Origin of the sequence: Halosimplex litoreum (assembly GCF_016065055.1) — an archaeon.
Classification (GTDB): Archaea; Halobacteriota; Halobacteria; order Halobacteriales; family Haloarculaceae; genus Halosimplex; species Halosimplex litoreum.
Genome location: NZ_CP065856.1, coordinates 1,494,873 through 1,513,857, shown reverse-complemented (window position 1 = coordinate 1,513,857; position 18,985 = coordinate 1,494,873). Strand labels below are relative to the sequence as shown.

The 18,985-nt window shown below is 70.0% G+C and carries 17 protein-coding genes; 11 read left to right on the top strand and 6 right to left on the bottom strand.

The genetic code is table 11. The features are described 5' to 3' along the window. Positions 1 to 366: 366 nt before the first annotated feature. The gene (locus tag I7X12_RS07440) at positions 367 to 1,206 is read left to right on the top strand and encodes a hypothetical protein (RefSeq protein WP_198063206.1); all 840 of its coding nucleotides are present in this window, start codon (positions 367 to 369) and stop codon (positions 1,204 to 1,206) included. A 463-nt stretch (positions 1,207 to 1,669) separates the two neighbouring features. On the opposite strand, the gene I7X12_RS07435 is transcribed toward I7X12_RS07440, so the two are convergent. Further along, on the bottom strand, positions 1,670 to 1,927 hold the full coding sequence (locus tag I7X12_RS07435; RefSeq protein ID WP_198063205.1) for an antitoxin VapB family protein: 258 nt from the start codon (positions 1,925 to 1,927) through the stop codon (positions 1,670 to 1,672). Between the two features lie 159 nt (positions 1,928 to 2,086). Here I7X12_RS07435 and I7X12_RS07430 point away from each other — a divergent pair, with 159 nt between their 5' ends. Together I7X12_RS07430 and I7X12_RS07425 are read left to right on the top strand one after the other, a co-directional pair. Next, a complete protein-coding gene (locus tag I7X12_RS07430) occupies positions 2,087 to 3,154 on the top strand; it encodes a phosphotransferase family protein (RefSeq protein ID WP_198063204.1) in 1,068 nt (355 codons plus the stop codon). 76 nt (positions 3,155 to 3,230) lie between these two features. Beyond that, the gene (locus I7X12_RS07425) at positions 3,231 to 4,448 is read left to right on the top strand and encodes a mandelate racemase/muconate lactonizing enzyme family protein (RefSeq protein ID WP_232343102.1); all 1,218 of its coding nucleotides are present in this window, start codon (positions 3,231 to 3,233) and stop codon (positions 4,446 to 4,448) included. A 39-nt stretch (positions 4,449 to 4,487) separates the two neighbouring features. On the opposite strand, the gene I7X12_RS07420 is transcribed toward I7X12_RS07425, so the two are convergent. The 4 genes from I7X12_RS07420 to I7X12_RS07405 form a co-directional block, all read right to left on the bottom strand. Further along, on the bottom strand, positions 4,488 to 6,674 hold the full coding sequence (locus I7X12_RS07420) for a pentapeptide repeat-containing protein (RefSeq protein ID WP_198063203.1): 2,187 nt from the start codon (positions 6,672 to 6,674) through the stop codon (positions 4,488 to 4,490). A gap of 64 nt (positions 6,675 to 6,738) precedes the next feature. Further along, positions 6,739 to 7,320, bottom strand: a complete 582-nt coding sequence (locus I7X12_RS07415; protein ID WP_198063202.1) for a hypothetical protein — start codon at positions 7,318 to 7,320, stop codon at positions 6,739 to 6,741. After that, complete coding sequence (locus I7X12_RS07410) at positions 7,317 to 9,236, bottom strand: spermidine synthase (RefSeq protein ID WP_198063201.1); 1,920 nt, start codon at positions 9,234 to 9,236, stop codon at positions 7,317 to 7,319. The genes I7X12_RS07415 and I7X12_RS07410 overlap by 4 nt, the downstream gene beginning before the upstream one ends. Before the next feature lie 13 nt (positions 9,237 to 9,249). Continuing rightward, positions 9,250 to 9,963 carry a twin-arginine translocation signal domain-containing protein gene (locus I7X12_RS07405; RefSeq protein ID WP_198063200.1) on the bottom strand — a complete coding sequence of 238 codons (714 nt, stop codon included), beginning with the start codon at positions 9,961 to 9,963 and terminating at the stop codon, positions 9,250 to 9,252. Between the two features lie 144 nt (positions 9,964 to 10,107). Here I7X12_RS07405 and I7X12_RS07400 point away from each other — a divergent pair, with 144 nt between their 5' ends. From I7X12_RS07400 to I7X12_RS07390, 3 genes are all read left to right on the top strand, one after another. Then, a complete protein-coding gene (locus tag I7X12_RS07400) occupies positions 10,108 to 11,088 on the top strand; it encodes a DUF3060 domain-containing protein (protein WP_198063199.1) in 981 nt (326 codons plus the stop codon). Between the two features lie 98 nt (positions 11,089 to 11,186). Continuing rightward, positions 11,187 to 12,095 carry an AEC family transporter gene (locus I7X12_RS07395; RefSeq protein WP_198063198.1) on the top strand — a complete coding sequence of 303 codons (909 nt, stop codon included), beginning with the start codon at positions 11,187 to 11,189 and terminating at the stop codon, positions 12,093 to 12,095. 53 nt (positions 12,096 to 12,148) lie between these two features. Continuing rightward, positions 12,149 to 12,529 carry a cupin domain-containing protein gene (locus tag I7X12_RS07390; protein WP_198063197.1) on the top strand — a complete coding sequence of 127 codons (381 nt, stop codon included), beginning with the start codon at positions 12,149 to 12,151 and terminating at the stop codon, positions 12,527 to 12,529. Between the two features lie 18 nt (positions 12,530 to 12,547). Here I7X12_RS07390 and I7X12_RS20675 read toward each other — a convergent pair whose 3' ends face one another. Continuing rightward, complete coding sequence (locus I7X12_RS20675) at positions 12,548 to 12,670, bottom strand: hypothetical protein (RefSeq protein ID WP_269750355.1); 123 nt, start codon at positions 12,668 to 12,670, stop codon at positions 12,548 to 12,550. Positions 12,671 to 12,797: 127 nt separating this feature from the next. Between I7X12_RS20675 and I7X12_RS07385 the strand changes: the two genes are divergently transcribed. The 5 genes from I7X12_RS07385 (at position 12,798) to I7X12_RS07365 (ending at position 18,845) form a co-directional block, all read left to right on the top strand. Continuing rightward, entirely contained in the window at positions 12,798 to 13,448 is a 651-nt protein-coding gene (locus I7X12_RS07385) for a bifunctional 4-hydroxy-2-oxoglutarate aldolase/2-dehydro-3-deoxy-phosphogluconate aldolase (RefSeq protein WP_198063196.1), read from the top strand. 84 nt (positions 13,449 to 13,532) lie between these two features. Next, complete coding sequence (locus tag I7X12_RS07380) at positions 13,533 to 13,904, top strand: DUF7573 domain-containing protein (RefSeq protein WP_198063195.1); 372 nt, start codon at positions 13,533 to 13,535, stop codon at positions 13,902 to 13,904. A gap of 704 nt (positions 13,905 to 14,608) precedes the next feature. Continuing rightward, positions 14,609 to 15,577, top strand: coding sequence for an AAA family ATPase (locus I7X12_RS07375; RefSeq protein WP_198063194.1), 969 nt, complete (start codon positions 14,609 to 14,611; stop codon positions 15,575 to 15,577). Continuing rightward, positions 15,577 to 16,596: a DUF58 domain-containing protein gene (locus I7X12_RS07370; protein ID WP_198063193.1), complete on the top strand. Its 1,020-nt coding sequence runs from the start codon at positions 15,577 to 15,579 to the stop codon at positions 16,594 to 16,596. The genes I7X12_RS07375 and I7X12_RS07370 overlap by 1 nt, the downstream gene beginning before the upstream one ends. After that, positions 16,593 to 18,845, top strand: a complete 2,253-nt coding sequence (locus I7X12_RS07365) for a transglutaminase TgpA family protein (RefSeq protein ID WP_232343100.1) — start codon at positions 16,593 to 16,595, stop codon at positions 18,843 to 18,845. Before I7X12_RS07370 ends, I7X12_RS07365 begins: the two co-directional genes overlap by 4 nt. Positions 18,846 to 18,985 lie beyond the last annotated feature (140 nt).

Genomic DNA, 18,985 nt, shown 5'->3' with positions numbered 1-18,985 from the left:
ACACCCTGGTGACGGGGTGAGACGAGTTATTCGGTCACATGACACGACGACGGGCCGGCCGATCGGGCACCGACCTCGACTGGACGGCCGCTAGTGCCGACGCAGCGGAGACACCGACGCCACAGGGCGTCCCTGATAGCGGCAATCTAAGTGGGGTTTCGCGCAGCCGTGGCAGCGCTGACCGACACGGTGAGCTACAGAACCACGGGTCGTGTGAACTGACGTCACGCACGCGGTCGTCGCGCGACGGGAGACAGGAGATGTACGTCAGGAACAGACCGGCCCGCGGTACACGGAGGGATCGGCCATGAACGCTGCCAGGCCGAGCGGTGACAGGCCCGCACTCGGCACCGAGAGGTGGTCACCGTGAACGCGGTCGAAGAGTGGAAACAGGAGAAACACCCGTTGGACGTGGTCGAGGACGTGAAGGCCTACGCCGCGGAGGGGCTGTCGTTCGAAGAGATCGAGCAGCGGGCCGGCGAGGGCGAGTGGGAGCGGTTGAAGTGGGCCGGCATGTACGGCCACGGCGTTCACGACGGCTACTTCACGATGCGGACCACGGTCCCCGGTGGCCGGCTCACGCCCGAGCAGGCAGAGGTGATCGGCGAGGTGGCGGCGGAGTACGCCACCGCGCTCGAGGAGTCCGGCGGCGAGGAGCAAAACGCCGTCTGGGGCGACGCCTTCCTCGACGTTACGACCCGCCAGGACGTACAGATGCACTGGATCGAGCTCGAGGACGTGCCCGAAATCTGGGCGAGATACGACGAGGTCGACCTGACGACGATCCAGGGGTGTGGTGACTCCGCACGAAACGTCCTCGGTTGTCCGGTCGCTGGCCTCGACGGTCACGAGTGTTTCGACGCCCAGCCGCAGATCGCCGACATCGGTTTCGGCGGCGAGACGGTCGACGTCGACGACCCCGAGGGCACCACCAACGAAGACGAGGACAACATCGTCGAGGCCATGCACTTCGGCCTCGGCGGCTCGCTGGGGTCGGACAACGAGTTCCTCGACTGGGTCGAGACCGCGGTGCCCGCCGATGCGGTGATCCCGGCCATCGAGGCGCTGTTCGCGGCCTACGTCGACGAACGCGACGACGGCGAGCGGTTCTACGAGTGGACTCGTCGCGTCGGGAACGACCGCTTGCGAACGGTTATGCAGCGGACCGACGCGAACGTCTCGGGAGGCGTCGCCCGTGGGAACTGACCCGCGGGACTGCCACCGGTGCGACTGCGCGCCGGACGACGAGGGGACCGAACATCAACAGGTCGCGCCCGCCGACGCGGCGCCCGAACTCGCCGAGGACGGACGCGATCCCGACGAGCGCGACGATGCCGACCGCGACGACTCGCGATTGCTGACCGACGGGGGCAGCGACGAACCGATCCCGAGCGTTCCGGACGCGAGTTGGTCGACCGACGGGGACTGCGGTTGCGGGAGGTCCTGTGGCTGTGATGGACGCTCGCCGTCGCGTGAGTCGTCTTCCGGAGTAACAGCGTCGCGAGTTCGGAGACGACGTAACTCGACGTCACGAGCGGTCGATACGGCAGGTCGCCGGACCGGATCCCGTCGAACACCGCCCGTACGGTCTCGTGACGGGGCGCGTTCTCCACGAAGTGCGCGTAGAAGGCGCTGATGTTCACGAACAGCGGCGTCGCGGATCGCCGACTCATTCTTCGGGCGTACCGTACACGACGTCGTCGATATCGTCGCCGAGACGCTCACGACGAGACCGCGAGCGGACGCGACCGTCTTCGATCGCTGCCTCGACCTCGTCGGTTCCGTCGCTCCAGATACCGGCGACCTCCGTCCACGATCGTTCGCCCACCAAACGCTTCCCCACGTCGCTGAAGCTCTCTCCCTCGCGCTTCTCCGCCGCGAGGCGCTCGTACGCCTCCTCGGCGAGCGAGATCGTCTTGGTGGTCATCGATAACAGCCGTGTGCGTATCTACGTAAATCGTCGGGCCTTCACGGCGACATCACCGGCGAGTTGGCATCCGACCGTCCCGTAGTCGGCGTATCTGCCCGTGTGCAGCCAAGATCGATCAGGAGAAAACCTAACTGTCGGCCGAGTGTCGACCCCCTCGTGGCTGGGGACGAACAGGTACCGAAGGGAGACGAGACCGGCGACATCGCGGTCGACCGGATGGTCGCCGCGGTCGAGACCGACTGGACAGTCCGCGAAGCGACCGAGATCGACGACGGCGGCAACCTGACGGTCGCTCTCGCGGTCGATACGGGCGACGGCGTCCGCGAGTGCGTTCTCAAGGCGACCGACGACGAGAGCGGGGGCGGAAACCTCGCGGCCGAGGCGAAGCTCCTCCGCTTGCTCGGCGGCGAGACGACCGTCCCCGTCCCGGAGGTGTACGGCGTCGTCGACGGCCAGTCGGACCTGTCGACCCCCTTCTTTCTCATGGAGCGAGCCGACGGCGCCCCGCTTCCGGCGGACGCGTCGGAAATCCCCGACGACGAGATGGCCGACTACGCCCGACAGGTGGGGCGGGCGCTCGCCGAGGTCCACGACCTCGACGCGTTCGACGGTTTCGGCCCGGTCGTCGACGCCGGACGCGCCGATACTGCCGACCTAGGCGGGACGCGACCGCTGGCCCGGGAGTACGAGCTGGCGCTCGACGACCCGCGCGATTCGTGGGAAGCGCAACTGGCGGCGACGGCCGAGCGGATGCTCGACGGACTCGCGGACGGCCGATTCGACGATATCGTACCCGACCTTCGAGCGGCGATCGACCGACGCCAGCGGCGTCTCGACCTCTCGGGGTCGCCTGTGCTCGCCCGGATCGACCACAATCTCGGGAACCTGGCCGTCAACCGCGAGTCGCAGACAGTGACCGGCCTGCTGGACTGGGGACTCGCTCGCACGACTGACCCGGAGTACGACCTCGCCTGCGCCGAGCAGGGTCTGTGTGGGCTGACGTCGCTCGATTCGAAGCGACGGGGCCTCATCCGCTCCGCGCTGTACGAGGGGTACCGGGCGGTCGGACGGCTCCCCGACGATGCGGCGTTCGAGGCGCGACGGCGCCTCTACGTGCTCGTGTTCCACGCTGCGAACATGAACTGGGTCTCCGGCTGGATCACGCCTGACATCGCCGAGGAAGTCGAACGGGAGTTCCGCGAGTTCGTCGCCGAAGTAGTGTGACTGGCGAGCGCCGACCGACGAGCGCCGACCGGCCGCCGCCACAGTTTTCGTCCGGTCCCCCGTCATGGACTCACGCATGACAGACGACGACACACCCGAGTACGTCATCCCACCGGGCGGCGGCGTCCCGTGGATGGATTTCACCACCGACGAGACCCACCGCCCGCCCGAGCGCGACCTCGCGATCACCGACGTCTCGACGATGGTCCTGCAGGGGAACTTCCCGTGGGGGATCGTAAAAGTCGAGACCGACGCCGGAATCGTCGGTTACGGCGAGGTCCACGGCGACGGCCCGAACGACCCCGGACGCCTCGAAGGACAGAACCCCCTCGATATCGAGCGGGTGCGCGACGTGATGTGGGAGCCCGGCCCCGGCGTCGAGATGGCGCTGTGGGACATCAAGGGCAAGGTGCTTGACGTCCCCGTCTACGAGTTGTTGGGCGGAAAGTACCGGGACGCGGTCCGGGTGTACTGCGACACTCACGGCGGCGAGTCGCTCGGCGAGGCCCAGTCCGGCACGGTCGACCCCCGCGAGGTCTACACACCGGAGTCGTACGCCGAGGCCGCCCGCGAGGTCGTCGACGCGGGCTTCGACGCGCTGAAATTCGATCTGGACGTGCGCACCCACGCCGACGTGGACACCGCCGCCCGCCGGCTGGACAACGCCGCCATCGAACACAAGGCCTCGCTCGTCGAGGCCGTCCGCGAGGAGATCGGGTACGACGTGGACCTGGGCTTCGACCTGCACTGGAACTTCACCGTCGAGACCGCCACGCGACTCGCGAACGAACTCGAACCGTACGACTTGGGGTGGCTCGAAGACCCAGTGCCCCCCCGGAAGTACGACGCCCACCGCCGGGTCCGGGAAGCGACCAGTTGCCCGATCATGACCGGCGAGAACCTCCGGGACCCCGGCGAGTTCAAAGAGATGCTCGACGCGGAGGGGCTGGACGTGGCCGCGCCGGACCCGCACAACTGCGGCGGGCTCCGTGACTTCCGGCGGATCGCCACGCTCTGTGACCTGGAAGGGGTGCCCATCGTCGCTCACAACATCCAGGGCCCGGTCGGAACCGTGGCGGCCGCCCACGCCGCCGCCTCGGTCCCGAACTTCGTCGCCCTGGAGTACCACGCCTTCGACGTGCCGTGGTTCGAGGACCTGGTCTCCCGCACCGGCGAGGACGGCGACGTCATCGAGGACGGCCAGATCGACCTCCCCGAGGGGCCCGGTCTCGGGATCGAGATCGACTTCGACGTGGCCGAGCGATACCTCGTCGACGGCGAGGAACTCGTCTGAACGGCACGGGCTCACGGCGACCCGGGGGACCACCCCCGCTCACATCTCCGAGCGCTTGACCAGCGCGTAGACGAGCAGCGCCGAGAGGACGACGCTGAGATACGCCTCACTGGCGGCCAGCACCTCGGCGAGCCGGCCCTCGGGGCCGAGGAAGCCGTAGCCGATGGTGGTGTAGGAGATGTAGCTGAAGCGGGCCACGTCGAACAGCGTCGCCAGCCCGTCCGTCGTGAACGCCTCCGCGACGGACAGCTGGCCCGCCGCGGTCAGGAACGGGCCGCCGCCGAACGCGTAGAACGGCACGTACAGCAGCGGCGCGAGGACGAACGCGAAGCCGATCCGGATGGGCCGCATCCCGTGGCCGCAGGTGACCCCGAGAAAGTAGTTCTCGGCGGCGCGGCCGAGGTTCTTGGTCCGGGTCCACGTCGCGGCCGAGTCGTCGCGGGCGACTTCGAGGTTCTTCGCGCGGCTGTACTGCTGGCGCTTGACGCGGAACTCGCCGGCGACCTTCATGTCGCCGACGGCGGCGGCGCTCTGTTTGGCCTTGAGGTAGGTGGTCTCGGTCACCTCGGGCGTCATCGCCAGCTCGTAGTCGGGGTCGGCGTCGGGCGGTTCGTGGAACTCGTGGATCGCCCAGGCGTTGCGGTCGAGGTACTCCCGGTGGGCGCTGAAGTCGAACTCGTGGCCGTCGAACTCGGTGAACTCAGTGCGACAGAACCGGAAGAAATCCAGCAGGCGACGGTGGTCCTCGTCGGCCGCGGCGACCAACTCCACGTCGCCCAGACTCGCGAGGGTCAGGTCGTAGCGCACCCAGTTCTCGGCGGGCTGGGCGATGCGGCCGGAGACGATCTTCGCGCGGGTGAAATCGACCCAGGCGTCGCCGTCGACCTGGCTGGCCTCGAAGTCGATGCGCTCGGAGAAGCTGGCGCCGCTGAAGTCGATCTCGCCGCCGAAGGTGGTGTCGACGAAGTTCGCCGACGTGACCTCGGCGTTGTGGAAGTCGGCGTCGGCGCCGAAGTGGGCGCCCTCGAAGGTCAGGTCGTCCTCCAGGAAGTTGGCGCCGCCGGTGAACTCCGCGCCGCGGAAGACGGCGCGGGCGGCGAACTCGACCGCCGAGAAGTCGGCGTCCTCCCGGAACCGCGCCTCGTCGAAGTCCGTCTCGGCCGCGAAGCGAGCGTCGGCGAACGTCGCGTCGGCGTCGAACTCCGCCTCCTCGAAGTGTACGCGCCCCTCGAAGGCCACCTCGGCGAAGGTGACGAACCGGAAGCGGGCGTGGCGGAAGTCGGCGTCGCCGCCGAACGTCGAGCCGGCGAAAGTGGCGTCCTCGTCGAGCGCGCGCTCGCGGCCGGAGAAGGCCGCCCCGCGGAAATCGGCGTCGCCGGTGAAGGCCACGTCGGCGAACCCGGTGTCGCCGCCGAAGCGGGCCTCGTCGAAGTCGGCGAACGCCTCGAAGACCGCCTCGTCGAACTCGGCGTCGCCGTCGAAGCTGGCCTCCTGAAAGTTCGCCTCGTCGGCGAAGGTCGCTCGCTCGAAGTGGGTGAAGCCGAACTCGGCCTGCCGGAAGTCCGCCAGGTCCGCGAAGGTGGCGCCGGTGAAGCTCGTGTTGTCGTCGAGGAGATTCGAGTCGCCGTAGAACTCGGCAGCCCGGGCCTCGACGACTCCATCGAAGGTCGCGCCGTCGAACGTCACGTCGTTGGCGAACGTCGACTCGTCGACGTCGAACCGACCTTCGAAGGTCGCGCCGTCGAACTCTACGTCGCCGGCGAACCTCGCCTCGAAGGCCTCGAAGTCGCCGGTGACGGTCGCGCCGTCGGCGAGGACCGCCTCCTCGACGTGGGCCTCGTCGAAGGTCACGTCGCCGAGCGTCGCGTCGTCCAGCCGGAGCGGCAGGCGGATCGTCGCGAACCGCGCCGACAACGACGCGACCGTCGCCCCCCGGAGGTCGACCGGGTGGCGGTCGGCCCCGTCCACGGTCAGCCGGTCCAGTTCGATGGCCGGCAGTTCGACGCCCCGCAAGTCCTTCGCGTCGGCGTCGCCCTCCCGGACGACCGTCAGGAACGCCGCCCGCACGTCGTCGTCGGAGACCCCCCGCTCGGCCCGCTCGTCGGGCGAGCAGCGAAGCACCTCGGTGGCCGCCTCCACGTCGCCTCCGGCGTCGCCCACCCCGTTCGCCGCCTCGAAGGCCTCGACCGCACCGCGCTCCGAGCTCCCGTCCCCTCTACCTGTCATGTTTTCTCACACGAGAAGCACGGAACATAAATATTGCTGACGCTGACGGCCTCGTCCGGCCGGCTCAGTCGGTCGGCTGGCCGGTCCGGTCCGCGCGGCGTCGCGCGTCGCCGTCGGTCGCGTCCGCGAGCGCTCCGCCGGGAACGGACGCGAAGGTCGTCTTCGTGTACAGCGCGAGGTCGAACTCGGGGTATGTGTGAAAGGTCTCGTAGCCGTCGGGAGCGAGGTCGATCGTGGTGTAGGCGTCCTCGCCGAACCGATAGGACACGTCGAACGCGCCGTCCGCGGGGAACGCCCTGAGCGGGCGGCGCTCGACGCGCGTCGCACAGGCCAGCCCGTCGGCCGCGTAGGTGAGGCGACGGCGACCGTCCGAACCGCCGGTGCCGTCGGCCGCGGGCTCCGACGGATCGGCGTCGTCCACCGTCGGCCCGTCGAGGCGCAGCGTCGTCGCGCCGTCGGCGTCGACGGGGTCGCAGGTGGACAGCTCGTGGAAGTCGTAGGCAGGGGCGCTGACGTAGTGGGAACTGCCGACGACGCGGAAGGTGAACTCGGCGCCGAGCAGCTCGCGGGTCAGCGAGTCGAACACGCGCACGTCGTCGTCGGGCGGGGCGTCGCCGTAGACGAACTGGAGGGTCTCGGATGTCATGGGTCGACGATCACGTCGTAGTTGGGGTCGAAGACGCTGTTCGGTTCGACGCCGCGGTAGGCCGGGATCGGCCGCCAGTCCAGTCGCTCGAAGCGGTCGGCGACGGCGTCGAGGTAGTCGCTGCGGGCGCGGGAGACGTTCGGTTTCGGTGCCGGGCCGTCCGAAAGCAGGTAGAACCGCTCGCCGCGTTCCAGCTCGTCGTCGCCGTCCGGGTCCTCGTACACCGAGTAGGGGAGATACCGGTCGAAGCCGGCCTCGCGGACGGTCTCGACGTACACCTTGTGGTGCTGGGGGAACCAGTACTTCGAGTACGCCCAGGTGGCGACGACCCCGCGGTCGGTCAGGTGGCCCCGGAGCAGGCGGTAGAACTCCGTCGAGTACAGCGACAGGGCGTCGTCGCTGCGAGCGCCCGGCACGTCCAGCAGGACCAGGTCGTAGCGCCGCTCGGTGCCGCGGAGGTAGTTGTAGGCGTCGCCGACGGTGGTGTTCAGGCGGTCGTACTCGAAGGCGTCGTCGTTGTAGCGGGCGAAGCGCGACTCGTTTCGCGAGTACGCGAGAAACTCCCCGTCGATGTCGACCTGGTCGACGCTCACCTCGTAGTCGCGCAGGCGGTCGACGGCGATGTAGTCGCCGCCGCCGACGAGCAACACGTCGAACGACGCGTTCCCGGCCGTCTCCGGGTCGGTGCGTGCAGTGTCGGTCCCGTCGGAGCCGGTCCGGGCGACGTCGCTCGCCCGCCCGTCTGACCCCGGGCTCGCGCGGACGGTCCCCGACCGGTCGACGTAGGCCGACAGCGGCACGTCGACGAGGCCGGCGTGGTAGGAGTCGACCCAGCTCTCACAGAGCTGGATCGCGCCGTCGAGGCGGAGACAGGTCTCCGTACCGGGGTCGCCGGCCACGTCGCGGCGGTAGGTGGTGATCCGCTGGTAGCGGGTGCGTTCGAAGCCGGTGACGGTCACTTCGGCCTTACCGGGCTGGTACTCGCTCTCGATGCGGTCGCCCATGTACGCGCCGGTGACCGTCCGGTCGACGACACCGGCGTTGGCGACCAGCCCGCCGTAGGTGCCGGTCAGCAGCAGTCCCGCGAGGACGACCCCGCGCCACCGCGCCAGCGAGAACGACCGGTCGGCGCCGCGGGCGGCCGGCGCCCGAGCCGACCACGCCGCGAACGCCAGCGCGGCGAGCCCGTTCAGCAGTCCGAGCACCAGCACGGACACGACGAGGCCGTAGCGGGGGTACAGGACCAGCGCGTAGACGACCGTCCCGGCGAGGCCGCCGAGGTAGTCGACGCCCAGCACCTCCGAGAACGACCGCCCCTCCGCCTCGGAGACCGAGAAGAACACACCGAGGACGCCGCGGACGACCCTTCGGGGGTAGACGCCACCGAGCGCGGCGAACAGCGTCTCTTCGCGGTGCTCGACCAGCTCGTTCAACAGCGGAATCTCGAACCCAGAGAGCACGCCGACGACCAGGATCGGCACGTGGGCGAGCCCGAGCGTCAGCGGCTCCTTCAGCGCGAGCCGACCGACGGTCAGGGTCACGTCGGGGAACGCGTTCAGCGCGATCATGAACCCCGCGCCGGCGGGGCCGGCCAGCGCGAGGTACACCTCCGTCCGGAGGAAGTTCCCCGCGGGGTCGTCGAGGTGGGCCGAGAGGAAGGATCCGACGCCCATCGAGAACAGGTACAGGCCGATGGTGATCGAGTAGCGCAGGACCGTGCCGCCGTAGAACACCGTCAGCAGCTCCGAGTAGACCAGTTCGTAGGCGATCGAGCAGAACGCGACGACGAAGGTGAGCCCGAGCAACAGTCGCCGGTCGGTGAGGCGAGGACCCGAAGACAGCGACGGCTCGTCGTCGGCTGAACGGCCCGGTGGTGCGTCCGCCCGGCCGGCGTCGTCGTCGCTGTCGCGGACCATCGGGGTCAGTGGCTCACACTCTGGGCTTGACGTACCAGGCCTTGTCCATCTGCGCGCCGCCGAGACCGCTGTCGACCTCCATGTCGACGGCCTGCCAGCCGTAGTTCGTCGAGCCGTCCGCGGAGACCAGTTCCGTCCCGACCCGGTACCAGCCCTCGCGGACGGCGTCGCCGGGCGAGACCCCGGTGAGGTCGGCCGTCAGGTCGGCGCCGCCCTCCGGGTCGTCCCAGGTCTCGTCCCAGGACACCGACCCGGGACCGGGTCCCGGCGCGTCGTTCTCGTACTCGTCGTCGGTCCCCAGGTAGGCGACGCCGAGCGTCGCGACCGAGGCGTCGGCCATCCGCAACTCGTCGTCGTGGTCGTCCCGCCAGTCGTCGCTGTAGGCCCCGCCGTGCCAGATGGCCCACCCGTGGCGCGAGTGTTTCGGTGCCGAGGAGTAGCCGCCGGTGCCGCGACCGGCGGCGCCCTTTGCCGCGCGAGCGCGACCGACCGGAAGGAGCGCGGCGACCGCCCCGCCGCCGAGGTTGCTCTGGTTCTGCCGGCGCGTCTCGATCTCGATCTCGGACAGCAACTGGATCTGCAGCGTCGTCTCTTGGAGGGCGACGTCCGCGAACACGTCGGACTTTCTGGGCGGCGGGGAGTTGCTCCCCCCGGTCCCAAGGCAGCCGGTCAGCGCCGCACCGACCGCCAGCCCGGCACTGCCGCGTACGAAGCTTCTGCGCTTCATACCAACTATCGCATCGGCGATCGACCAAGTATCTTTATATTATCGTTTCACCTGTGGGAAACGTTCGGCGGCCGTCGAACCGGCGGACGGTGGGATGGGATTCAAGTGGAGACCCCCGGTAGGGTGACGATACCTGAGTTCACAATGAGCGATACCTCCGACGCCAGCACCGAGCGCTACTCCGGCGACGTGCGACTCGCCGGCAGTCACGAGGCGCCGGTCGGTCTCCGCGGCGCCGCGGACGTGTTCGTCGGTCCCGACGGCGTCGCCGGGACCCTCCGCCTGGCCGACGCCGAGTACGTCTACACGGACGTCGTCCCACCCGGCGACGGCGGGAACGACCCCACCGAGAGCGCTCCCGACGCGGCGACCGAAGTCACGGGCGACATCGAGGACGGCTACGTCGAGGGTGCCACCGGCGACGTCGTGATCCGGGGCGTCGAAGACGTGTTCGTCGCGGGCGGCGCCGCCGAGGCGATAGACCCGGCGGGTGCCGAGCAGGTGTTCCACGACGGCGCCGCGACGCCGACCGCGGATCCGGCGGGCTACGACGTGACCGTCACCGGCTGGGACCACACCCGCGACGCTCGCGACCCGCGCGACGGCGTGAGCGTCCGCGGCGCGAAAAACACCGTCGAGGTGACCGAGGGCAAACACGACCTGACCGTCTACGTCGTCGGCTGGGACAACGAGGTCCGCATCGAGGGACGAGGCGTCGACGCCACCGTCTTCTTCGTCGGCCGCGACAACCGCGTGAGCGTCGGTCCGTACGTCTCCGTCACGACCGCCGCCGAGAGCGGTTTCGACAACGTCGTCGACTCGGACCCCGTCCCGCCCGAGGCCGTCGTCCAGACCTCGAAAGAGGAGGCCCACGCCGACGCGACGATCGGCCGCCACCGCATCACCTGGCAGGAGCCCGCCCCCGACAAGGACTGGTGTCCCAACTGCGGGGAGGACGCCGACGCCGTCATCGCGCGCCGCCAGAAGGACGCCCTGTTCCTGTTCGGGACCGCCGTCCGCACCTACGACGACGGCGGCGTCTCCTACGAGTGCGAACGCTGTAGTCGCCACGTCGCCGGCGACGTGGCCCTCGACGCCGACGAGCGGCGGGACGCGCTGCGGTAGCGCCGTCCGAACGGCGAAGACGCGCTCCCGCGGGACCGCTCCCGGCGAGATCGGCGGCGATCCGAACCCTGAAAGGCGCCGCTCGGCTCCACCCCGGTATGGAGGTGTACGCGCGGCTGGGCTACCTGCTCGCGCTGTTGCTCGCCGGCGTCGCCGCCCGTCGAGTCGGCCTGCTGACCGAGCGCCGGACGGGGTGGCTCAACGACATCGCCTTCTACGTCGCCCTGCCCGCGCTCGTCTTCTCCTCGACGTACGACCGCCCGCTGGGCGAACTCGTCTCGCCGGCGCTGGTCGGCGGTGTCCTGCTGGTGTTCGCGACCGTCATCGGCGTCGCCTGGCTGGTTCACGGCCGCCGCGCCTCCCGGGGCCAGCGCAGCGTCGCCGTCGTCCAGTCCTATCACTCGAATCTCGGATTCCTCGGACTCCCCCTGGTGGAGGCGACGCTCGGCGGCGCCGCGAGCGGGACCGCCGCGGTCGTCCTCGGCATCGGCGTGCTCGTCCAGACGCCGCTCACCGTGGGCTCGCTGATCGCCATCAACGACGCCGACGCCGCGGTCGCCGACGAACTCCGCGGCGTCGTCACCAACCCCGTTCTGATCGCGCTCGTCGCCGGCCTCGCCGTTTCGACGGCCGGCTTCGGGGTCCCCACCATTGCGGCGACCGGGCTCGGTGCCGTCTCCGAACTGGCCTTGCCCGTCGCGCTGCTGTGTGTCGGCGCTTCGCTCGAAGTCGTCGACGCCGACGTGGACTACGGGCTGACGGGCACGGTCGTCGCGACGAAGATCGGCCTGATGCCCGCCGTCGCCTGGGTGGTGTTCACCCTGCTGGCCGTCGACGCCACCGCCGCGACCGCCGTCGTCGTCATGCTCGGGATGCCCTCCGCGGTTTCGACGTACGTCTACGCGACGGAGTTGGGCGGCGACGCCCAGTTGGCCTCGCTCAACGTCTTCGCGACCACGCTCGCCTCGCTGGGGACCGTCGGCGTCATCCTGCAAGTGATGGGGTAGCGGGCCGCCTCACCCCGCCCGACTTTATCAGCGCCGGCGCCCCATCGACGACCATGGGCTACCACCACGTCGACCCCGACGACCTCGATTCGACGCCGGACTACCCCTGCGACCGCCGCGAGATCTCCGACGCGGCGGAACTGGCGGCGCTGCACCTCGCGACCTACGAGATGGCGCCCGGCGAGCAACTCCCCCGGGTGTACCACTACCACGACAGCCGCGAGGAGGCCTTCTACGTGATTTCGGGGACGCTGCACGTCGAGACGCCGGAGGCGGAGTTCGTCGTCGAGGAAAGCGAGGTGTTCGTCGCCGAACCGGAGAGCCCCCACCGCGCGTACAATCCCGAAGACGCCGAGGAGTCCGTTCGTGTGCTGGGGACCGGCGCGCCGAAGTCGGATATCGCCCACCCGTACGACCCCGACGACGAGGAGTGAGCGGCGTCAGTGGCTGGGTCAGCCGACGAGGACGACGTACAGCACGAACAGCACGACGAGGAGGCCGACCAGCAGGACGCCCGGGGTCCGGGGGAAGCGATCGGTCGCCATCGTCGTCCGCGGGTCGGTACGGTCTGCCATACCCGAGGTAGGCGCCGTCGGCGAATAAGGATGTCGACGATCGGAGGGATCACCGGTCGGGGACCGGGTCGCGCAGGTCTCGGCGGGACAGGGTACCCTTTTGCCCCCGCCGGTCGCAGGTGCGCGTATGACGAACAAACACGAGATCCAGCAGCGCATCGTCGACAGCGGCGTGACGGCGGTCCTGCGGGGTATCGACGAGGACGACATCGTGCCGGTCGCCGAGGCCGTCCACGAGGGCGGAGTCACGGCCCTGGAGGTCACGGCCGACGCGACGCGCTGCAGCGAGATGATCGCAGACGTGGACCGCGCGATGGAGGGCACCGACGCCATCGTCGGCGCCGGAACCGTGATGGACGCCGCCGCCGCCCGGAACGTCATCGAGGCCGGCGCGGAGTTCGTCCTCGCGCCCAACCTCAACGAGGACGTGATCGACGTCTGCAACCGCGCGGGCGTCGTCTGCATCCCCGGCGTGATGACGCCGACCGAGGCCGCCGAGGCGATGGAGGCCGGCGCGGACATCCTGAAGATGTTCCCGGCCTCGACCGTGGGTCCAGGCCACATCTCCGCGCTCCAGGGGCCGCTGGGCGACGTGCCGATCATGCCGACCGGCGGCGTCTCCACCGACAACGTCGCCGACTACTTCGACGCCGGTGCGGTCGCAGTGGGCGCGGGCTCGGCGCTCGTGGACTACGACGCCATCGCGAGCGACGACTGGGACGGCGTCCGCGAGTCGGCGGCGGCGTTCGTCGAGGCCGTCGAAGCGGCCCGGTCGTAGACGAGAGCGTCGGTGGGTTCGCGGTGCGTCGCCAGCGCGGCCCGGGTCGTCAGCGCTAAGAGGGGCGAGCGACCACCACGACCCATGGGAGACCGGTCGCTCGACGACTTTCTGGACGGCGACGGCGGTGGCGACGACAGTGAGGGGTCGCCGGACGGACCCGCGGAAGCGGGCGACGACTCGGTTGACTCGGAGATCGACGACCGTGCGGGAGTCGACACTGGCGCCGACGACGGGACCGATGGGAACGACGGCGGAGACGAGGGTGAAACCGAGGAAGACAGCGAAGCTGACGAGGACGACGGTGTCCGCGTCGACCCGGCGACCGTCGAGCCGGCCGAAGCGACCTACACGTGGAGCGGCGACGGCGACGCCTGCGCGGCCTGCGGCGAGACGGTCGAGCGACGCTGGCGGAGCGACGACGGCTTGGTCTGTCCGGACTGCAAGGAGTGGTGACGGCGCGCCGTGAGAGGTGCGTTCTGCTCACGTATCGGTGGTTTCGGGTCGGAGAGTCGCGGAATGAAGGCGAATGAGAGCGACCACACTCACTGGGGACAGCACGCGATGAACGCCCTCGGCGCGCTCGCGGTCGCTCTGTCGGATATTCTCGCTCCCTACGGTCGCTCGAATAGCGCCGACAGAGACGACGCTACTCCGTCGCGAGCGCACCTCGCCCGTTCAGTCCACCAGAAGACTCGCTTCGCTCGGCAGGACACCAGGACCACAACGACAACCGCCCCGTACAGCACCGCAGACGGCCACTTACCTCCCCAGCCGACTCACTCGGTCGCTGCGCTCGCTCGTTCGTCCCTCGCACGGCTTCGACTCGCGGCCTCACTGTCGTTCGGCACGCTCGTCAGCGCGCGCCACCGCGATCGCTCACTCTCTCACCTGTATTGAGCGTCCGCCGAGCGAAGCGAGGCGGTTCCCCGGTCGCGACCTCAGGGAGCGACCGGCCTTTTTCACCCATGTTTTTGCCGGAGGGGTACCCGCAGCGGCCGGAGGCCGCGAGGATACCCCTCCGGGAAAAAGATGGGGAACAAACGTTACTTATCTCCGGCCGTAAGGCACGATACCGAACGTCCCGTGGGATGTCGTCCCACTCTCAGTCGCCGCCGGGTGTGGAGCGCGACGGCGGCGCGTCGGAGCCGTAGCCACCAATGACAGATACAGACACCACAGTCTCCGGTCGCCAGGAGAGTACCGTCGAAGACGTAGACGACGCCCAGGCGGTGGTCTCGCGGGTCGTCGACAACGTCGAACAGGTGATCGTCGGCCACCACAGCGAGATCGAACACATCCTCACCGCTCTGCTCGGGCGCGGACACATCCTGCTGGAGGACGTGCCCGGCGTGGGCAAGACGATGCTCGCTCGCGCTGTCTCCCGGTCGTTCGACGGCTCGTTCAAGCGCGTCCAGTTCACGCCGGACCTGCTGCCCTCGGACGTGACCGGCGTCAACGTCTACAACCAGGAGACCGAGACCTTCGAGTTCCGCCCCGGTCCCGTCTTCGCCAACGTCGTCCTCGGCGACGAGATCAACCGCGCGCCGCCGAAGACCCAGTCGGCGCTGTTGGAGGCCATGGAGGAAGACCAGGTCACCGTCGACGGTGAGACCCACGGCTTGCCTCGCCCCTTTACCGTCATCGCGACCCAGAACACCGTCGAACGCGACCGCACCTACGAGCTGCCGATGGCCGAACTCGACCGGTTCATGAAGAAGCTGCACCTGGGCTACCCCGGTCGCGACGAGGAGACGGAGATGCTGGACCGGATGGTCGGCCACCACCCTATCGACGAACTCACATCGGTGGCGACGCTGGACGACCTCCGACGTGCGCGCGAGACCGCCGCGAACGTCACCGTCGAAGAGAGCGTCCGCGCGTACGTGACGCGCCTGTCGCAGTTCACCCGCCGTCACGCCGAGCTCGGCGTGAGTCCGCGGGGTGGCCTCGCCGTGCTCCGCGCGGCCCAGGGACGGGCCATTCTGGAGGGGCGGAACTACGTCATCCCGGACGACGTCCAGACCGAGGCCGAGGTCGTCTTCCCGCATCGCATCCGGACGAGTACGGACGAGACGACGCCGCGGGCCGTCGTCGAGAACGCGCTCGAATCCGTCCGCGTCGAGTAATGAAGCTGACACGCAGGGGCTACGGCGTCCTGGGCGTGGTCGTCCTCGCGGAGGCGCTGGCGCTGACGTACGGCGCCCGGGCGCTCAACGCCATCGCCGCACCCGCGGTCGTGGTCCTGCTGGCCTCGGCGGTCCAGTTGTGGCGCACGCCGGCGCCGACGGCCGAGCGTGACCGCGTCCCGGCCGGTTTCCCCGGCGATACCCGCGAGGTGACCGTCGACGTCGACGGCGGCGGGGTCGCCGAGATCGACGAGACCGTGCCCGAGGGGCTCGACGCCGAGGACGCGCGCGCCGAGGCGTCGCTCCCGACGACGTTCGCCTACTCGCTGACCTGTGTCGAGCGGGGGCGTCACAAACTGGGCCCGCTGACCGTTCGGGTCCGAGACATGCTGGGGCTGGTCGAGCGGACCACCCCGGCCGGGTCGACGGCGCGCGTGCTCGTCTACCCGCCGGTGTATCGGGTCGGTGGCCGCGAGGCGATCCTCCGGCACGTCCTCGAGCGCTCGGAGGTCGAGCGTCAGGAGTTCGACTCCATCCGCGAGTACGCACCGGGCGACCCGCTCCGGGACGTCCACTGGAAGTCGACGGCCAAGTCGCCCGACGAGATCTACGTCACCGAGTTCGCCGACAACCGCGTCGAGGACGACGACGTCACTATCGCGGCGGTCGGAGACGCCGGCTCGATCGACGAGATGGCGTCGGCGGCTGCGAGCGTCGCCGTCATGGCGCTGGAGGCCGGCCTGGCCGTCGAACTCCGGCTTCCCGACGCCCACGTCCGGTTGGGTCGGGGTGACGGCCACCGCCAGCGACTGCTCGGCGCCCTCGCCCAGACGGACACCGACTTCACCTCGCCGTTCGAGACGTACACGCTCGAGGACGACGTGCTCGCCGACGCCGACGTAGTGGTTCGGAGCGACGCCGACGGCGTCACCCTCGCCTTCGGCGCCGACGAGCGCGACTTCGAGGCGGTCACGGCCAGTCGCGAGAACCCACTGTCGGCCCGGGGGGTCGGATCGTGAGCACCGAGACCCGCGCGGCCGACGCCGCGCTCGACCTGGAGGGTGTCGACCCGGTCAGAGCCGTCGCGCTCGGCGGGATCGGCCTGCTGATCGCGGCCTACGGCTCCGTCTTCTATCATTTCATCGACGTGACGGGCGAGCCGCTGGCGTTTCTCGTCCTCGGGGCGGCGACGCTGGGTGCGGCGACGCTGCTCGCGCGGTCGTTGCGGCTGCGCTGGGCGGCGGTCGTCGCGGTCGGGCTGCTGGTGATCGGGCTGGGGCTGTACATCGTCAGCCTGCCGCGCCAGCCGCCGCTGGTCCCGCTGATCACCGACGCCGTCGCGCTGATGACCGGGCGGTCGCTGTTGCAGGTGACCAACGTCGACCTGTGGGTACTCGGGGTCGCGCCCGGTCCGCTCTTTCTGACGTGGTATCTCGCCGTGCGCCGGCGGTACGTCGGCGGCGTCGCCGCCGGCGGGGCGACGCTCGGATTCCTCGTGCTGACCGGTGACGCCTCGAACGTGACGACGCTCGTCGGCGTCGTCGGCGGCATCGTCGCGGTCGCAGTGGGCGACATGGACCGCCGGGGTGATTCACTGCGAGCGGCCGAGCCGCTGGCGGTCCTGCTGGCGGCGCTGATCGTCCTCTCGGCGGTCGCGCCGGTCGTCCCCGCCGGCCCCTCGCGGACCGCCGACACCTGGTCGAGCTTCCAGACGGGCGGCCCGGGCGGCAGCGTCGAGGCGAACCTCGTCGAGGCCGACAGTCAGCTGGGCATCGCGGGGAACCTCTCGCTGTCGCCGGAAGTGCGGTTCCGCGTCGAGAGCGACGCGGAGTCCTACTGGAAGGTCGGGAGCTACGACCGCTACACCGGTGACGGCTGGATCCGTACCGGGAGCAGCTACTCCTACAGCGGTCGCATTCAGGGACCGCCGGGCCAGAGCCGGGCGGTCGGCCAGACCGTCACCGCTATCGACGAGATCAGCGTTCTACCGGCGGCCTGGAAGCCCGTCGATATCGACGGGAGCGTGTCCGACCGTGCACGCGTGACCGACCTCGACGGCCTGGAACTCGACGGATCGCTGGCTCGCGGCGAGCGCTACAGCGTCACCAGTCGCGTCCCGGTCGCGAGCGCGCGCGACCTGCGGTCGGCCGGTACCGACTACCCCTCGGCGGTCGCCGAGCGGTTCACGCGACTGCCTTCGAGCACGCCCGACCGCGTCGCCGAGCGGACCGCCCGGATCACCGCTCGCGCCGACAGTCCTTACGCGACCGCGCGGGTCGTCGAGCGGTGGCTGGAGAACAACAAGAACTACTCGCTCGACGTGGAGCGACCGCGCGGGAACACCGCCGACGAGTTCCTCTTCGAGCGCAACGCCGGCTACTGCACCTACTTCGCGACGACGATGGTCACGATGCTGCGGACCCAGGACATCCCGGCGCGGATGGCCGTCGGCTACACGCCCGGCGAGCGCGTCGCCGAGGACGAGTGGGTCGTCCGCGGCTACGACGCCCACGCCTGGGTGGAGGTGTACTTCCCCGACGTGGGATGGGTGCGGTTCGACCCGACGCCGGCCGGCCCCCGTGAGGCCGCCGAACAGGGCGAACTCGCCGACGCCCGCGCGAACAACCGCACCGACATCGACACCAACGACACCGGAAGCGCCGAGTGGACGCCGACCCCGACGGCCACCCCCGCGCCGCTCACCCCGCGGGCCGAGCAGCCCGTCCAGGACGCCCCCGGTCGGGTCACCGTCCCAGACCGGATCACCCGCCCCGGCGGCGGTCCAACGGGCAACGTGACCGCCGCGAACGTCACCATCACGAGCCCGCCGACGAACGCACCCAGTGGCGGCGACGCCGACGAGGGCGACGACGGTGCCGCGGGTCCGTTCGGCGGCCGTCCGCCCACCCGCGCGGAGGCGACGCTGGCGACCATCGTCCTCGTCGGCGCGGTCGTCGCGCTCAGGCGGACGGGCGTCACTGGTCGGCTCTACCGGGCGGTCTGGCTGCGCTACCAGCCGACCAAAGACCCCGAAACCGACGCCGAGCGGGCGTTCGACCGCCTGGAGTACGTCCTCGCCGAGCGCCACCGCCCGCGCCGACCCGAGGAGACCCCCCGACAGTACCTCGCGTCCATCGGTGCCGACGAGCGGGCCGCCCAGGTCGCGGCCGTCCGCGAGCGCGCGAAGTACGCCGGCCGGGTCACGCGCGAGGAAGCCGACGAGGCGGTCGACCTGGTCGACGACATTGTCGGGTGGCGCGGCGCCTAGGTCCCAGGCCGACGTGGCGCCCGTCGGAACGGGGGCGGCCCCGACCGCCCGGGCGACGACCGTGGGAGGTCCCGACAGTGTTTAATAGGTCCATTTCGTAGGCGGATGCGTAATGTCGGAAGTCTGCTCGCTGAACAAGG

Coding starts and splice junctions, on each gene's coding strand:
- I7X12_RS07435 (WP_198063205.1), bottom strand. CDS start 1,927: ATGACCACCAAGACGATCTCGCTCGCCGAGGAGGCGTACGAGCGCCTC.
- I7X12_RS07425 (WP_232343102.1), top strand. CDS start 3,231: ATGACAGACGACGACACACCCGAGTACGTCATCCCACCGGGCGGCGGC.
- I7X12_RS07420 (WP_198063203.1), bottom strand. CDS start 6,674: ATGACAGGTAGAGGGGACGGGAGCTCGGAGCGCGGTGCGGTCGAGGCC.
- I7X12_RS07415 (WP_198063202.1), bottom strand. CDS start 7,320: ATGACATCCGAGACCCTCCAGTTCGTCTACGGCGACGCCCCGCCCGAC.
- I7X12_RS07410 (WP_198063201.1), bottom strand. CDS start 9,236: ATGGTCCGCGACAGCGACGACGACGCCGGCCGGGCGGACGCACCACCG.
- I7X12_RS07405 (WP_198063200.1), bottom strand. CDS start 9,963: ATGAAGCGCAGAAGCTTCGTACGCGGCAGTGCCGGGCTGGCGGTCGGT.
- I7X12_RS07400 (WP_198063199.1), top strand. CDS start 10,108: ATGAGCGATACCTCCGACGCCAGCACCGAGCGCTACTCCGGCGACGTG.
- I7X12_RS07395 (WP_198063198.1), top strand. CDS start 11,187: ATGGAGGTGTACGCGCGGCTGGGCTACCTGCTCGCGCTGTTGCTCGCC.
- I7X12_RS07390 (WP_198063197.1), top strand. CDS start 12,149: ATGGGCTACCACCACGTCGACCCCGACGACCTCGATTCGACGCCGGAC.
- I7X12_RS20675 (WP_269750355.1), bottom strand. CDS start 12,670: ATGGCAGACCGTACCGACCCGCGGACGACGATGGCGACCGATCGCTTC.
- I7X12_RS07385 (WP_198063196.1), top strand. CDS start 12,798: ATGACGAACAAACACGAGATCCAGCAGCGCATCGTCGACAGCGGCGTG.
- I7X12_RS07380 (WP_198063195.1), top strand. CDS start 13,533: ATGGGAGACCGGTCGCTCGACGACTTTCTGGACGGCGACGGCGGTGGC.
- I7X12_RS07375 (WP_198063194.1), top strand. CDS start 14,609: ATGACAGATACAGACACCACAGTCTCCGGTCGCCAGGAGAGTACCGTC.
- I7X12_RS07370 (WP_198063193.1), top strand. CDS start 15,577: ATGAAGCTGACACGCAGGGGCTACGGCGTCCTGGGCGTGGTCGTCCTC.